The organism is Bilophila sp. (genome assembly GCF_057864385.1).
Genome location: NZ_DBMAFI010000071.1, coordinates 1 through 15183 on the forward strand (window position 1 = coordinate 1; position 15183 = coordinate 15183).

The window sequence follows — 15183 nt, forward strand, 5'->3', positions numbered from 1 at the left end:
TCCACCATCAGCTTGTCGTCGGCTTCAAGCATGCCCGCGACCTTGGTGCGCTCATATTCCATAGCCTCCCTGCCGGCGCGGATCAGGGCGTTGCGCTCCTTTTCGGGCAGGCTCTGGAGCCAGCGTTCGCTGGCGATGATATTGGCGCTGTGCACGGAGTAGTTGATCTGGGTGGCGTACTTCTGCGCTTCGTAGAACTTCAGGGTCACGACGTTGTTGAAGCAGCCTTCCTGACCGTCCACCACGCCCTGCTGGAGCGCATTGAAGGTTTCGGAGAAGGAAACGGCGGTGGGTTCGAGGCCGAGGGCCTTGAACGTGGACACCATCAGGGCGTTCTGCGGCGTGCGGATCTTGATGCCCTTGGCGTCGGCGAGCTTGCGGACAGGGTGCTTGGCGCTGGTGGTCAGTTGGCGGTAGCCGATGTCGAGGATGGACAGAATGCGGCAGCCGCCTTCCTTGACGGCCCATTCGTTGTTCTGATCCCACATGGCGTCAAGCAGGGCGCGGAACTCTTCCAGCGTGTCGAACAGGTACGGCATGTTCACCCAGCCGCAGGACGGGGCGAAGGGCGCATAGTTGTTCGTGGCGAGCATGGACATCTGGAGCGTGCCGAGCTGGAGGGCGCGGACGGTTTCCTGTTCGTCGCCAAGCTGCATGCTCGGAAACAACTGGAAATCGAACGCGTTGTCTGAATACTTCTGAGCGAGCTCCACCAGCTTCTTATAGGTGACGTTCATGTAGTTCTGTTCGCTGGTGTCCACGGACGAGGCCACAATCACAGTGATCTTTGAAGCGGCCTGCGCCTGCGCCTGAGCAAGCAGCATTGCGGTACACACCAAAAAGGCGATGAGAAACCGTTTCATGCGAATAGCTCCTGTGGATAAAGTTACCCAAAATGAAAGCCAACCGAAGGGGTTCCGGCATCAGGGGCGGCCACCCCCCGCAAGGGAACGCAGCGCATCCTCAAGCACCCATGCCCCCAAAGCGAGGTGCTCAGGCGCGGTGGCCTCCTGCGGGCAATGGCTCAGCCCCTTGATGCTCGGAACAAACAAAAGCCCGACCGGCACGCGGCCCCCAAGGCTGGCGGCGTCATGGGCGGGCCCGCTCTTGAGCAAGAGCGGTTGGACACCCCGCCTTTCGGCCGCCTGCCGGAACACCTCGCCCACTTCGGAGGACGTGCGCACGCCCCCGCTGGCGGAAAGCCGGACAAGCTCCAGATCAAGCCCTCTGGATTCGGCGACGGAACGCACGAGCGATTCGATGCGCTTCCAGCCCTCTTCCAGGACGGGCACGTCAACATGGCGTATGTCAATGGTGAACGTCACCGATTCGGGAACGACGATCCCCACATTGGGGGAACAGGCCAATTCACCGATGGTACAGGAAAAATCTTCAGGTAGCCCGCCCTCCTTCCAGAGCCGCTCCATGCGGAAGGCCAGCTCCGCGAACCCGGCGGCGGGGTCGCGGCGGCCCTGCATGGGGCTGGCGGCATGATCGGAGCGGCCTTTATAGACGATGCGGTGCAGGCGCATCCCGGAAATGGCGGTAACGATGCCGAGCCCGCACCCGGCGTCTTCCAGCACCGCGTTCTGTTCGATGTGGACTTCAAGGAAAGCTTTAACATTCGCGGGATCGATCTGCTGGCCGGGCAGGGCATCCGGGTCGATCCCGAACGCCCGCAGCTTATCGTAGGCGGAACCCTCGGCATTGCTCAGGCGCTTCAGGCCCTCCACATCGATCTGCCCCACGATGCCCTTGCTGCCGAGGCATGTGGAACCGAAATTCGACCCTTCTTCCTCCGCGAAGGCGATGAATTCAATGGCGCGTTCCGGCCTGTACCCTTCATCATGGAAGGAACGCAGCGCCTCCAGCGCGGCGACCACGCCGTATGTCCCGTCATAGCGCCCGCCGTTGCGCACGGTGTCGAGGTGGGAGCCGGTGAGTACGGCGGGAGCGCCTGTCGTGCCTTCAAGCCGGGCGTGCAGGTTCCCCATGCCGTCGGCCCACGGTTCCAGCCCGATGGCCCTCAGCTCGCGCTCAAGCACGCGGCGGGCACGGCCGTCCGCTTCCGACCATGAGAACCGCGTCACCCCGTTTCCGGGCGTCGCGTTGCATGTGGACAGTTCTTCAAGCGTATCAAAAAGGCGCTGTGCCTGCATGGAAAACCTCCTCCACCGCCTCCGGCGATGGCCCTCCGCTGTTCCCTGACATCCGTGGGGCCGCCCGACGCATGGCATGCCCGAACCCCTTCAGCCTTGGGGAAATGCCCCGCACTCCCAACCCGCCCGTATTACAAAAACTACCGCCGCGTTTCAGCGGAGCCTTACGCCGCCGTTCCGTCAATGCGCCGACGGAACGGGGCCTTCGTATGCTCTCCCCGCCCAATGCCTGCGGGCGGAACCACCCACATCTGTGCCAAGGGAGGGGGCTTCCTTTGAAACGCCCTCCCCCGGCCTTTTCCGCTATGCTTCGTACACCACGCGCCCGCCGCAGATGGTCTTTAAGACCTTGATGTCCCTGATGCCGGACGGATCGATGGCTTCAATATCGCTGTCGAGCAGGACAAAATCGGCGAACCGGCCCGGCTCGATGCGCCCGCGGTCGTGTTCCCCGCCGCAGCAAAGGGAAGCGTAGGTCGTGTAGGCTTCCAACGCCTGACGCGGGGTGATGCGCTGATCGGCCCCGAACAGGACACCGCCGTCGCTGATGCGGTTTACCGCCGCGTGCATGCTGCCGAGGGCCGTCACCGGAAGGACGGGCGTATCCACATGCAGCGAGAAGGGCATGCCCAAACGGACGCAGGAACCGGCGGGGTCCATGCGCGCGGTGCGTTCGGGGCCAAGGAACGTGGCGGCGTGCCGATCCCCCCAGACTTCGATATGCCGGGCGAACAGGCTGGGGATGATCCCGCAGGCCTTCATGCGCTCAAGCTGCGAGTCGGAAACGAGCTGCGCGTGGATGAGCATGTGGCGCAGATCCGTGCGCGGGCACCGCTCCACGGCCTTTTCAAAAGCTCGGATGACCGATTCCGAGGCGGCGTCGCCGTTGGTGTGCACGGCGACCTGAAAGCCGAGGCAGTGGTACTTGATGATGGTTTCGTCGATCTCTTCCTGCGGCCACAGCAGCGAGCCCTTGTAGCCGGGGCGGGTATGGTAGTCCTCAAGCAGCGCGCCGGTGAACCCCTGAATGGAGCCGTCGGTAAAGAATTTGACGCCGCCGATCTTTATGTGGTCGTTGCCGATGCCCCACACGCCGAGGGGGATGAGCTTGTCCATCTCGGAAGGCAAAAGCTGCAAATAGGCGCGGGCGTTGAGCCGCCCTTCGCGGGCAAGCTCCATGTAAGGCCGGAGGAACACTTCGGCTTCGCCGTTGATCCCAAGCCCGCCATCCTGAAAGGTGGTGAACCCTTCCTTATTGTACTCGGCGATGGCGCGGGCGAGGCTTTCGCGAACCTGCTCTTCCGTGGGGACGGGCAAACGGCCCGATGCCTCGATGATGGCGTTTTCCAACAGCAGGCCGGTGGGCACGCCGTTCCCGTCAAGGACGACCTCGCCGCCGGGGATCTTCGTATCGGCAGTGATGCCAAGGCGTTCGAGGCCGATGCTGTTCACATATCCCATATGCACCGAAATATGGACAACCATCACGGGCCGATCGGCGCAGACGGCATCGAGATCATGGCGGTTCATGTGGCGGTTGTCGGAAATGCCCGAATCGTCGTACCCATAACCGATCACCCATTCGTCGTCGCTTGCGGCGGCCTTCTCGCGCAGGGCCTGCTGCACGGCGGCGATGGAACCGAGCGAAGCGCCGCAGTACACCTGGTTGAGGCAGCGGCTGAACGAGGACATATGGCTATGGGTATCGATGAAGCCGGGATAGAGAGTCCCGCCGCCGAGATCCACGACATCATATTCACCCGCTTTGGCGTATCCGAGGACTTCCTCACGGCTCCCGACGCACTCGATGCGCCCGCCCGCAATGCAGACGGCTTCGGCTTTGGGAGCCTTTTCAGACATGGTGACGATATCAGCCCCGACATAGACGGTCTTTTTGCTTACCAACATGGGCTTGCTCCTTTGATGGTTCGTGCGTCGTATGGGGGCGTTCGGAACGCAATGGCGAAAAAATTCCCGGAAAAAAACACACAGCCCAACTGTCCATTTTGCGCTATTGTGTTTTTTAGAACGAAAGTCTTTTTTAAAAAAGACCGCACAGGAGTATCTTTATAATCCTAAAGAAATGAATCCATTATGCAGTCATGTGAAAAACTTTTCGTTCTTTCTAAGAAAGGTACGGTATGATATTCCCGTTTACTTGCGAAGGATGGACAAAAGATAACGCCAAATGGACATTTTTTGTTCCGAAACGGAACAAGGTATAAACAGCTAACAATTGCATATCGTTATTTTATCCGCTCCCCGGCCTCCCCATTGCTGTCTGCCGCGCCCGGATCCGGCACGTTGCGCACAGGGAATCCATTCTGATACAGGCAAAAGTATGGCAACGTCAGTTCCGTGACTTCATAAGGCGGGCATCCACAGCGCCGCCGCCGCAATCCCACAGGCATGGAATGGCTATGCTTGGATGGGATGTTTTCATGAAGGAACGAAACGGCATTTTCAGATGGATGCCCCACCTCCGTGGACGGCGCGGGGCATCAGGGAACAGTTTTTCCGTATCAGAAGCCAATACCGCCCGATACGGCTCAGGGGGCATTATGGCGCTGCGACAGCATTACTGGAATCCTCGGACGAACGAAGCCTGTTTCGTTGATGAGACACAACTCATTTACGCCTTTAATGAAAGGCAGGATGCCGGGACATGGAGCGACCTGCATGTCCACCCCGACTGGGGGGAGCTGCTGTTTGTCGCCACGGGCAGCATCGTCCTCTGCTCGGAAACGGGAAACTTCCTTGGACAGGGGTACCGCGCCACATGGGTCCCGCCGGGCGTCCAGCATGAATGGTACCTGCCCGAAGCCTCATGGAACCGCTCGCTTTTCTTCCACGCTTCCCTGTTCGAGGATTCCCCCCGCTTTCGGAAGTGCCACGGTTTGGAAATGTCCCCGCTGCTGCGGGAGCTTCTTTTTGCGGTGGACGACCTCAAGCCGGACTTCACGACGGAGGAAGGGAAACGGTTCGCGCTGGTGCTTATGGATCGCCTCAAAGCCAGCAAGGAAGTGGGCGGGCCCCTGCTCATGCCTTCCGAACACCGCCTGGTGGAGCTGTGCGCGGCGGCCTTGGCCGCACCCGACGCGCCGATATGCATAGCCGATTGGAGCAGGCATCTCGGCATGTCGGAAAAAACCCTCTCCCGCCTCTTCATCCGGCAAACCGGGCAGACATTCGGGCGCTGGCTGCAAATCATGCGCCTCCAACACGCCATGAACGAAATCGAACAGGGGCAAAGCGTCACCGCCGTCGCCCTGAACTGCGGCTACAATTCCGTCTCCGCCTTCATCTCGGCTTTCAAGAAGCATTTCGGCAGTACCCCCGGCGCCGTCGCCAAACGCCGCCATGATATTGACAAAGCCGAGGAATGAAACATCCCAAGGCTACGGCGGAACCAGCCCCGCGCCTTCCGCCGCCCGGCAGCACCCGCTTTTTCCGCCTCTTCCTTCAAAAAAAGCCCGCAAGACGTTTTCGCCGTGCGGGCTTTTTTCAGGCTATGCCGTGCCATTTCCAATGGCTGTGCCCATAGGAAATGGTTACTTTCTTAAAGTCCCAAAGGGATAACCAATAAAATGCCTCGGCCATGAAGCCCTCCGACGTGAAAACCGGATAAAAAAGCCGCATGGTTATCATGTGTGGAGATGAAACAGCCACATCCTGTGGCAGGGCCTTTCTAATAAGTTTTGGTTGTCAAAAAGAACATTTTTTTCCGTTTGCTTCTTTTTCTGCAATAATGATAGACAAGATTCACGGCAAAAGGGTGCCCTCTACAAACTTTTGCACTGATTTTCTGCTGTGTGTTTCCTTTTTCTGAAACCTGTAACGATAAAGGAGTCCACCATGTCCATGTTTCCGATTATGATCATTGCCGGTGCTTTCATGCTTATCTCCGTTGTCGTCGGTATCTATGGCGTAAGGAAGTACAACTAGCAGGTTTTTCCATATGGAAATCAGGAAAAAGCCCTGAACACTTGATGTGTCAGGGCTTTTCCTTGTTCTTTTCCTCAAAGCTCTCTTTACCGTTTCATAGCCTGCTATCATCCATTGGCATACGGTTCCCACAACACGGCGCCTTTTCTTATGGCTGTATCATAAAAAATGGCTGATGCCCTATTTCTTGAAATCCCAAAAAAATAACCAATAAAAGGCCCCAAGCATGAATCCCATCGCCGGAAAAACGGAAAAATGGGAAAAACATCTGTATTTTTCACCATACTGTGAAGATAAAGCAATATGGCAGAGCCCTTCTTATCAACCACATCCGACAGGCCCATTTCCTCGCTCACACCAAGGCTGCCGCAACCTCCCACAGTCCACCAACTCGGCAGCACTCATTTCCCTCGCTCCCACCGAGGCCATACCTAAAGCACAACCGCCGCCGTACCCCAGACACGCAAAAAACATTCGGGGTATACATATATACTTAAAATCATATTTACACTCAGCATAATGTGTCAAAATGTGGCGAAATAGACCACAAATATGTGTCAGAATATGTGCCTAAAAAGCCCTCCCGGAACTACCGAGAGGGCTTTTTCTATCCCTCAATCAACCATCCCGCAAAATCTCCGAACCGGAACACATCCACGGCGTCGGGCCTCAACTCACACCTCACTGAGTAAGCTGCAACTGCTTCGGCCCCGGCTTAACCTCGCGCTTAGCCTGCTTGTTCATAGCCCTGCCCTCCCTGTAGTCCAAGTAGTCGGGTTTGGCCCAGGCCAGCAGTTCCCTGCTCATCAAAATCTGGATACGCTGAAATCGCTTCCCGTTGGAATATTCGTAGTGCCCGTCGGCGAGAGCGTCCGCCCGCATCTTCTTACTGGGTTCCTCCAGCGTGAACAGGAAGGCCATTTGCATATTGTCCTTACTGGTGTTGAGCAACCCTACCAGTTCGCGGATATGGTTCGCCGGGATTTTTCCGCTCTTCACAGAACGGCGATCTTGAAGGGATTCTTCGCGTTCGGGCCGTCATAGGCCCAGATGAAGCCGCCGAACCCGCCGTCCACCTCCTTCTTTTTGTCCTATGCGGGCAAGGCGTCAATGAGCGACAAGGCCCAATATTGGGATTGGTACCACCCCTCAAGGCGGAAAGAAACCGGCATGGCTACCGCCCCCACACCGTGACGGTGATGTCATCAACATCAAAGGCCGCCACCTGGTTCCATGCGATGGGGATGTTCCCTTCGGCGAGAGAGCCTTGCTCCGTGCCGATCTCGCAAAGGATAATCTCATGCCCCGCTATGGAGTTGATCGGCGTATAGAGCCGAGTCCTGATGACATCCTCGCCCGGCGGGAACCCTTCTGTGTTGCTCGTGTCTCCGTATTGGGCATAGGCGACGATGGCTTCCTTGATGAGCTGGATGCCGTTGTCCGGGAACTCGGATCTGCTGGTGATCTCCACGATGACGTTGACGTACACGGGAACAGGCGTGGGACGGCTGAACGAGATCGGGTAGCCTACGCCCTGCTGGTCATATTTCTTGATCGATATGCTCCCGTGCCCGATGACGCCGACGGGGAACCGCAGGAACAGGGCGTCGGTGATCGCATCCGGGTCGCCCCCCTCGGCAACGACGGCCACCTCCTTGAACGGTATGCCGCGATCATCGACCGGGTACGTCGTGGCATTCTGGTAGGCCCGGCAGTAGGTCACACCCTCGACCGCCAGAACGGACGCATAAATGGCGTCGATCTGACGATAACTGGTGAGCTGCGTAGACCGCTGCTGACGCTTGCGCAGTTCCTCGTCCGTCTCCTGCGCCGTCCCGACCGACTCCGTAGCCGTGTTGCTGGCGTTGAACCAGCCCGCAACCGGGGTCTGGATAGTATTGACCGTGCCCGGCCCGGGATCAAATGCGCCGTATTCCGTGCAGACGCCGCGTGCCGTCGCATGGGATGTCCGCTGCCCTTCGACCACTGCGGGGAAAATGACGTTTTCCTGAATGGCGTAGGCCGTTTCCCCGGAAGCGGCGGCAATCAGGGAACCTGACGGAACCAATACGCCCGGCGTCCCCGTAAGATCAAACGTGAGAATCGTCCTCGTGCCCGCCTTGCGCGTGATGGCGTTGAGCTGCACCGTGCCGCTCTGCCCCGCCCCCGTGTTCTTCTGCGGGTCAAACTGGACGCTGGCTTCATAGGCCGCTTCCCATGCCTCCTCAAGCGCGGAAGCGAACACGCCGACAACCTGTTGGAGGATGGCGTCGTCAGCCGCATTCTGAAAGGGATATTCCCCTGTAGCCGGATCGACGATGAGCGCAATGGAGGCGTTCATATCGTTTTGGATATCCGCCAAACGCTTGGGGATGAACCCGGCAAGGGTCATGCCATATGAGGACGGCGCCATATCACTACCTCCAGAGCGCACCGTTCAAAAGCGAAGAATCCAGTTTGCCGTCCTTCAAGGCTGACGCGTTGGCGGCTATGGATAAAACAATCGCCTGAGTGGAACTCGTCATCGCTCCTTCCGAAACCGCCACAACCGAGAACGGCCACCGGGCCGACTTGAGAACGAGGTATGCCGTGTTGCTGTCTGGATCAAAAACGATATCGTTTGCAGCGTAAGTCGTACCCGAAACAACCGCACCCTTGACCGAATAGGAAAGCCCGGAATCGCCCTTGTCCCCTTTTGGCCCCTGCTGTCCCGTAGATCCGGTATCCCCTTTATCGCCTTTCGCTCCGGTTTTTCCGGTATTCCCCCTCGGAATCACAAAATCGAACACGGCGTCATCATCCGTTCCGCTGTTGGTGACGGAAGCCTGTGTTCCGGGTTCGCCAGTGGTGACGGTGCCGACGGCAACCTGTGCCGCCTTCCCCTGTATGCCCTGCTCACCGCGGACGCCTTGAGGGATTACAAAATCAAGAACCGCTGCGCTCTCCGTCCCGCTGTTCGTGACTTTAGCCTTGGAACCGGCCTCACCTGTCCGAACTTCGCCGACGGTGACCGTCGCGACAACCCCATCAATACCGGGTATCCCCTGTTCTCCTTGTTCACCCTGTATTCCTTGCTCACCGCGAGGGATGGTGAACCACAGGACAGCGTCCTTATCCGTTCCTGTGTTCTGAACAGCGGCTTCGGTTCCCGGTGCTCCCGTCGTCACCTTTCCAACGGAAAGCGTCGCAGCTGCGCCGTCTTTTCCCGGTTTTCCTTCCGGGCCGACAAACGCCCCGTTTTCCAGCTTCTCCTGCAATGATTCGCCGTCAGAGAACAGTATATTCTGAGCCATCAGCTTCGTGAGATCGGACATGGCCATCCCCGGCGCCGTGAATACGGACTCATGGACAGTCACGGTTTGCTCGACCAGTTTCCCCGAATTGAGCAACACCTGCATATAGATGGAGTATTCGCGCTGCCCTGCGGCAAACAAGCTGTTGAGCTTGAGAACTCTGGAGACGCCTTCCGTTTCCAGAATTCGCTTGCGGATCAACAGATCCACAGTGCCCTTGTCACGCAGCGTCGCGCCGAGGATTCCCTTGCCGTCCTGATACCACGGCAAGCCCGAAGCGGTATTCAGGAACCATTCCCCACGCTCCCGGAACAGGCGCGTGCGGATGCGCTGGATGACTTCATCGTCACCCGTCGCAATGCCGCCCGTCAGGTCGCCGTTTTTGAACTCCAAGTCCCAAGCCATCGCTTTCTCCTGCTCCCCATGAACGTACGGGGGAACGTCCGGCGCGTTCACCCTGAACAAGTTCCTGTGCGCAGGAATTATATTTGTTAATTTATATAAAATTATCTATATGCCTCTTTTGGAGGCATACGTATGTACAAAAAGATTCTATTGTCCCTGATAACCGTGCTGGCTGTGGTGTCCGGGGCGCAGGCCGCCGGCAACGAGTGGAACGAGTCGTTCAATAAAGCCAAGAAGATGCTGGAACGACAGGTCTATTATGATCACCGGGTTACGCTTTACTGTGGGGCAGTGTTCGACGAAAAGAAAAACGTCACCCTTCCAGAGGGCTTCACCGCCGCAAAGCACATCAAACGGGCGAAAAAAATCGAATGGGAACATGTCGTCCCCGCCGAGAACTTCGGGCGCGCGTTCGCGGAGTGGCGCGATGGGAACGCCCAGTGCGTGGACAACAAAGGGAAGCCTTTCAAGGGCCGTAAGTGCGCGGAAAAGGCAAATAGGGAATACCGGCTCATGCAGGCGGACATGTACAACCTTTACCCCGCTATCGGCGCGGTCAACGCCGCCCGCTCAAACTACAATTACCAGATGCTCCCCGACGAAAAGCCGGACTTCGGGAGCTGCGGGATGAAGATTGCCGACCGGAAAGCCGAGCCGCCCGTACGCGCACGAGGCCAGATTGCCCGTACCTATAAATATATGGCCGCTGCCTACGGGCCGCGATACCAGATGAGCCGCCAGCAGACGCAGCTTATGGACGCATGGGACAAAATGTATCCGGTTGATGCGTGGGAATGCACGCGGGCCAGACGGATCAAAGCGTTACAGGGCAATGGAAACCCGTTTGTAGAGCTGGCATGCCAAAATGCCGGACTGTGGTAGAAAGCGCATATACACCCTGCCCATCTGAGGCCTTTTCATTTTACAGGGCCGCCCGTCGTCCCGGCACCAGTCTGCACGCCTTCGTGCGTATGGGCGCCGAGCACCACGCCGTCCTTGTCGGTGAACGTCCCGTTCGTGGAACGGCAGTCACCCGAAAAGGTGTTCCCCGTACCGCTCAAGTCCATGTTCCGGCTCCTGACGGTACACTGCGCGTCGGTCTGCATGGCGATGCCGGACGGAGCCGTGGTTTCGAGCTTCCCGCCGCTCATCTTCATGACCGCCGTTCCGTCCGTCATCGTGATGCCGTCCGGGCCGAGACTGATGTAGCTTTTGCGCTCTTTGTCCCGCAGCTCGATGGCTTCCGTGCTGTAGTCGGCGATCTCCACGGCATCGGACGACAGGCCGGGAATGAAGATGGCGTCCGTGAGGCTGTGGCCGCGCGGCTGTATCAGCGTCGGATCGCCGTAAAAAGGCGGCGCGATGCGGGCCGCACGCTCGGACGTAGTGGCCCCGGCGACGGACGCCGGAGTGATCGAGGTCGCGGGCAGCGTGTCGTATCCCGTCTCCGTGGCGTCGGACTCGACGTCACGCTGGGCGAACGTCCCGTTGTCCGTGTAGCGCCGGTTGATCTTGGCGGCTGCGAAAACCAGCAGGTTCTGCCCGACCTGCATATAGGGCACCTTCTTGTTGCGCAGGAACACGTTGTAGACCTCGGCCTGCAATTCTTCCCTGTAGTTGTCGAGGTTCACAAGCGAATCGGTGAACCAGTCCGCCGCAGCCTGCACGCCCTCGCGGACAACGGAGCTCGTGTTCCCGATGGAGACGTAGGTGTTGATGCGCCGGGACTCCACAACAGTGAGCCATTCCGAACGCGCCCGCCCCGCCGCGTCGGGTACGTCGGCAAACTCCGAGAACGCCGCGCGGAAGGCTTCGACGGTGACGGACATGACTCTACCCCTACTTCACGAGCACAGTGGACGTACCCTTGATTTCCGTCTTCACGGTCGCGGCCTTATTGCCGGACGGCACGGTCAGGACTTCGCTCTTTTCCGCGTCCTCCACGCGTTTCTGCGTCTGGGCCCGGTATCCACGGTTTCGGCGTCCTTTTGGCGTATCCATAGCCAGCAGGCCGGAATCGACAAGCCGGACCACGGAAGGGTTTACGCTCACAGCCTTGGCCTCTTCGCCGGACAGGACACGCATTTCCAGCGGCTTGAGCGTGAAGGAAAAGGTCCACCCCGACGCCACAAACGTCCACGGGCGATCCATACGGTTGATAATGACGCTGCTCATGGCTTCCCCCTTAGATGCCGTCATAGTAGGCGATGGAACCGGCCTGCTGCACATGGAACAAACCGATCTTCATTTCGGCGTAGAACTCAATGGCCAGCGGAGCCGGGACCGGGGCCTGCAACGTGTAGGGTATCGGCATGGGCATGCACTGGTTCCGGTGGTCCCGGTCATGCCCACGTCGTACAGCTCGCTGCCAGCTGTGGTGGTCACGAAATTCTGACGGCTCCCCCTTACCCGCGTGTCTGGGAACATGCGGCGGTACCAGTCGGACACCAACGCATCCCGGATGCACATGGTCTGGGAAACAGCCAAATCCGCACTGTCGCCGTGTAGAGCCAACGACTCTCTGGAACCATGCCGACAGCCATTCTACGGTGTCGTGTGCGGCCAGCGTCTTGCCGTGGCGGAGAGGAATCGTGATCGCCAAATTCCGTCCGCCGCCGGGCAACGTGTTGACAGCCCATGACGTGATGACCGTATTGCATCCTGCGGTGATACGGCAGGATGGCACGGGGAACGCGGGTCGCCGCTCCCTTGGAGCGGGCATACTACTCAAGCGTAGGGAAGCTCACTCTTTACCCTCCAGTTCCTCGGATTGGCGGATAAGCTCCTGAGCCACCTCAGCGGGCGTCAGCCGATAGGGAGACATGGAACCGTCGGAACTTGTATGATCGATGCGATCCGACGGCTTCTCGCCCACGGTATCGCGGATCAGCTCAAACGCCCTCTCGCTTCCCTTCGCGGCCTTCTTGAACAGGGCGGCGGCGAGGATCTCCGCACCGCTGCGTTTCCTGTCGCCCATCTCCTGCGCCAGCAACAGCTCAAGGCCTTCTCGGAGAGTCGCCTTCTCGCACCGGGATTCACCCGAAGCAATGCCGCCTTTCCGGCCTCTTTCTCTTGCTTCGCTCTTGGTTCGAGCGAGTTTCAGGTTCTGTTCATTCGCCATGTATGTAGAATGCGACAGGACGCAAAAAAACGTACCCTGAACAAGTTTCGGGTGCGCTTACAATTGGTGACTATTGACTGTTATCTTGCACTCATGGCGCGGGCACAGGCCAACAGGAGCATTGCCGGATTGTGCCTGTCGGGAAGCGGTTTGGCAAACGGGGAAAGGCTTTCGAGCAGGCGCTCCGAAAGGAACCTGTCGAACTGCCTTCGGATGGCCATATCCGAGAAGGGCGCCGTTCCCTGCCCCAGTGCGGCCCGCTGTTTAAGCTGGACAAGAACAGGGGTGCCAAGCTGGTAGAACCGCCCCCTACCGTGCGTTCATGGCACCGGTGCAGTTGCCGCCGTGCATCTGCATGATGAAATGCACGAATCTGACAGGATCATGCATCTTGTTTCCCCAAGGCGTCACGAGACAACTGTCCAGCATAGGCCATAGGGCTTCGTGGCATCTATCCCATACTTCAAATCCATAAATTCGCGGGTCAAGTATCGTCAGTAAACCTGAATAAATATCAATACGTTCCTTTTCCACATGCTTTCGTAGCGCATCAAGCTGTGCATCAAGTTGTGTAAGTCTCGCTTCACATGACAGCACCTTTACTTCGGGCACCCGGCTCAGTTCGTCGATCTTGCCCTGCACCCATGCGATGGCATCTGGTAGCCATTCCACGGGGAGGTCGTCGATGCGTTCAAGCTGGAAGCGGGCGTGCACCTGCGGCCACAGGTTGGAAGGATGCACGCCGGAGAGCCTTGCCCAGACGTTGGCCAGATCGCGCAGGGGCTTTCGGTCGTCAGACGTGGAAGGGGTGAGGGAAATGGGGCGTTCAACAGGCACCCTATCGCCGTACTGCTCAATCACATCGAGCACCCAACGGCGGAATGCTTTGGCCACCGGCGTGCGGGCGAACATCGCGAGGAGGTGGCAACCGCGCAAACTGAAGATGCGGACCTTCACCGGGAACGCCGATTATAAGTTTCCAAGTATTTCAATGAATTATGTAATATCAGGGGTGAATTCATCAGCATTATTCCGATAAATTTTGGCAATCTGATCTTCTCGCTTGTAGCCAAGGGCACAGGCAAGCCCAGAAGAACGAAACCAAGGCTGGCTATTGCGAATGACGGGAGAAAACGTAAACTCGTTGAAGCAAAGAGCCTGTGACATAGTGAACCTCGCAATTTTTCTATTGGCCTTTAAAAAAAAGCCAGGAGCTAGAAACCGTTACGAGACGGCGGGCATATTTCCCTTTGCAGGGTATTCTATTAGCCCACTCCCGGCCTGAATAGCCGAAAAAAACCATACTTTTCTGTGTATGGACGTAAAAAAGCCAATCTCACGGTGTTGGCATCCGCTCGCAAAGGAGTTTCTAGGCTCCGTGAAAAGACAACGCCACAATATCAGGAGAATGTTAAGACTTTTACGTTTTCTCTACAGCGAGTATCGTCAATAAATCTACAGTGTCTTCCCCACACGCGTGGGGTGTTTCTCAATTCATTTACGATCACAGTACTGAGCAATGGTCTTCCCCACACGCGTGGGGTGTTTCTCGACGATCAAGCCGCAGGAAGTCATCAAGGCCGGTCTTCCCCACACGCGTGGGGTGTTTCTACTTGGAAGTTTTTCATCTCCACGAGATTGTAGTCTTCCCCACACGCGTGGGGTGTTTCCCGGAGGTGTCCAGCCCGCCGGAATAGGCGAGCAGTCTTCCCCACACGCGTGGGGTGTTTCTTAGTCGCCATACTCACCGAAAAATTCTTTTTGAGTCTTCCCCACACGCGTGGGGTGTTTCTTCCCGTGTGTCTTCGATGATGATATGGCGCTCAGTCTTCCCCACACGCGTGGGGTGTTTCTACTGCATCGACGCCTTGCGCTATGCACTGGAGTCTTCTCCACACTCGTAGGGTGTACAACAAAGCCCCCTTCCTCACGGTTGGTGGCTCTGTCTTTTCTGTTCCCGGCAGTTCACATCGGGCTAATCAGCTTCATGATGAACGCACCGAGGCTGCCTGCCGCCGCAGCCACGCCGGCAAGTACGGACAGTCCCCCGGCGCGTTTGTTCTCCGCCGCTTCAAGTGCCGAAATACGGACACCCTGCCCGGCGATGCGTTTGCCGTGATCCTTGAGCTGCGTAATCACGATGTCGTCGAGGCGCTGGTTGGTGCCCGCGACTTCGGCCTTGAGCCCGGAAAGTTCGGCCTTCACTTCCCCGATTTCACGGACAAGCTGCACATCGTCGCTCATTGCGCCTCCTCAACGC

The 15183-nt window shown here is 58.0% G+C and carries 17 protein-coding genes and 1 CRISPR repeat array; of the genes, 2 read left to right on the forward strand and 15 right to left on the reverse strand.

Features of this window, described 5'->3' with window-relative positions:
- The 3 genes from ACZM8Y_RS15440 to ACZM8Y_RS15450 all read right to left on the reverse strand — a co-directional run.
- Positions 1 to 863, reverse strand: an 863-nt coding sequence (locus ACZM8Y_RS15440) for a TRAP transporter substrate-binding protein (RefSeq protein ID WP_489501871.1), incomplete at its 3' end; no start/stop codon positions are given.
- Positions 864 to 923: 60 nt separating this feature from the next.
- Positions 924 to 2159, reverse strand: a complete 1236-nt coding sequence (locus tag ACZM8Y_RS15445; RefSeq protein ID WP_482333631.1) for a M20 family metallo-hydrolase — start codon at positions 2157 to 2159, stop codon at positions 924 to 926.
- 303 nt (positions 2160 to 2462) lie between these two features.
- On the reverse strand, positions 2463 to 4067 hold the full coding sequence (locus ACZM8Y_RS15450; protein WP_482333633.1) for an amidohydrolase: 1605 nt from the start codon (positions 4065 to 4067) through the stop codon (positions 2463 to 2465).
- Positions 4068 to 4720: 653 nt separating this feature from the next.
- Here ACZM8Y_RS15450 and ACZM8Y_RS15455 point away from each other — a divergent pair.
- On the forward strand, positions 4721 to 5545 hold the full coding sequence (locus ACZM8Y_RS15455; RefSeq protein WP_302552305.1) for a helix-turn-helix transcriptional regulator: 825 nt from the start codon (positions 4721 to 4723) through the stop codon (positions 5543 to 5545).
- Positions 5546 to 6211: 666 nt separating this feature from the next.
- Here the strand turns inward: ACZM8Y_RS15455 and ACZM8Y_RS15460 are convergent.
- From ACZM8Y_RS15460 to ACZM8Y_RS15475, 4 genes are all read right to left on the reverse strand, one after another.
- Positions 6212 to 6460, reverse strand: a complete 249-nt coding sequence (locus tag ACZM8Y_RS15460) for a hypothetical protein (protein ID WP_482333637.1) — start codon at positions 6458 to 6460, stop codon at positions 6212 to 6214.
- A 325-nt stretch (positions 6461 to 6785) separates the two neighbouring features.
- On the reverse strand, positions 6786 to 7103 hold the full coding sequence (locus ACZM8Y_RS15465) for a hypothetical protein (protein ID WP_482333639.1): 318 nt from the start codon (positions 7101 to 7103) through the stop codon (positions 6786 to 6788).
- A gap of 175 nt (positions 7104 to 7278) precedes the next feature.
- Positions 7279 to 8517 (reverse strand): hypothetical protein, encoded by a 1239-nt coding sequence (locus ACZM8Y_RS15470; RefSeq protein WP_482333641.1) that lies wholly within the window; start codon positions 8515 to 8517, stop codon positions 7279 to 7281.
- A gap of 4 nt (positions 8518 to 8521) precedes the next feature.
- Positions 8522 to 9802, reverse strand: coding sequence for a contractile injection system sheath initiator (locus ACZM8Y_RS15475; protein ID WP_482333642.1), 1281 nt, complete (start codon positions 9800 to 9802; stop codon positions 8522 to 8524).
- Positions 9803 to 9934: 132 nt separating this feature from the next.
- Between ACZM8Y_RS15475 and ACZM8Y_RS15480 the strand changes: the two genes are divergently transcribed.
- A complete protein-coding gene (locus ACZM8Y_RS15480; RefSeq protein WP_302552312.1) occupies positions 9935 to 10684 on the forward strand; it encodes an endonuclease in 750 nt (249 codons plus the stop codon).
- A 35-nt stretch (positions 10685 to 10719) separates the two neighbouring features.
- On the opposite strand, the gene ACZM8Y_RS15485 is transcribed toward ACZM8Y_RS15480, so the two are convergent.
- The 8 genes from ACZM8Y_RS15485 to ACZM8Y_RS15520 form a co-directional block, all read right to left on the reverse strand.
- Positions 10720 to 11631 (reverse strand): DUF3383 family protein, encoded by a 912-nt coding sequence (locus ACZM8Y_RS15485; protein WP_482333643.1) that lies wholly within the window; start codon positions 11629 to 11631, stop codon positions 10720 to 10722.
- 10 nt (positions 11632 to 11641) lie between these two features.
- A complete protein-coding gene (locus ACZM8Y_RS15490; protein ID WP_479858679.1) occupies positions 11642 to 11977 on the reverse strand; it encodes a hypothetical protein in 336 nt (111 codons plus the stop codon).
- 10 nt (positions 11978 to 11987) lie between these two features.
- Positions 11988 to 12488, reverse strand: coding sequence for a hypothetical protein (locus ACZM8Y_RS15495; RefSeq protein WP_489501872.1), 501 nt, complete (start codon positions 12486 to 12488; stop codon positions 11988 to 11990).
- Between the two features lie 57 nt (positions 12489 to 12545).
- Entirely contained in the window at positions 12546 to 12923 is a 378-nt protein-coding gene (locus ACZM8Y_RS15500; RefSeq protein WP_482334820.1) for a hypothetical protein, read from the reverse strand.
- Positions 12924 to 13003: 80 nt separating this feature from the next.
- A complete protein-coding gene (locus ACZM8Y_RS15505; RefSeq protein WP_482334822.1) occupies positions 13004 to 13144 on the reverse strand; it encodes a hypothetical protein in 141 nt (46 codons plus the stop codon).
- An 88-nt stretch (positions 13145 to 13232) separates the two neighbouring features.
- Positions 13233 to 13880, reverse strand: a complete 648-nt coding sequence (locus ACZM8Y_RS15510; protein WP_479858676.1) for a BRO-N domain-containing protein — start codon at positions 13878 to 13880, stop codon at positions 13233 to 13235.
- A 39-nt stretch (positions 13881 to 13919) separates the two neighbouring features.
- Entirely contained in the window at positions 13920 to 14090 is a 171-nt protein-coding gene (locus ACZM8Y_RS15515; protein WP_482334825.1) for a BRO-N domain-containing protein, read from the reverse strand.
- Between the two features lie 295 nt (positions 14091 to 14385).
- Positions 14386 to 14776: a CRISPR direct-repeat array (repeat unit 27 nt; unit sequence GTCTTCCCCACACGCGTGGGGTGTTTC).
- A 112-nt stretch (positions 14777 to 14888) separates the two neighbouring features.
- The gene (locus ACZM8Y_RS15520) at positions 14889 to 15167 is read right to left on the reverse strand and encodes a hypothetical protein (RefSeq protein WP_483971877.1); all 279 of its coding nucleotides are present in this window, start codon (positions 15165 to 15167) and stop codon (positions 14889 to 14891) included.
- Between the last annotated feature and the right edge of the window lie 16 nt (positions 15168 to 15183).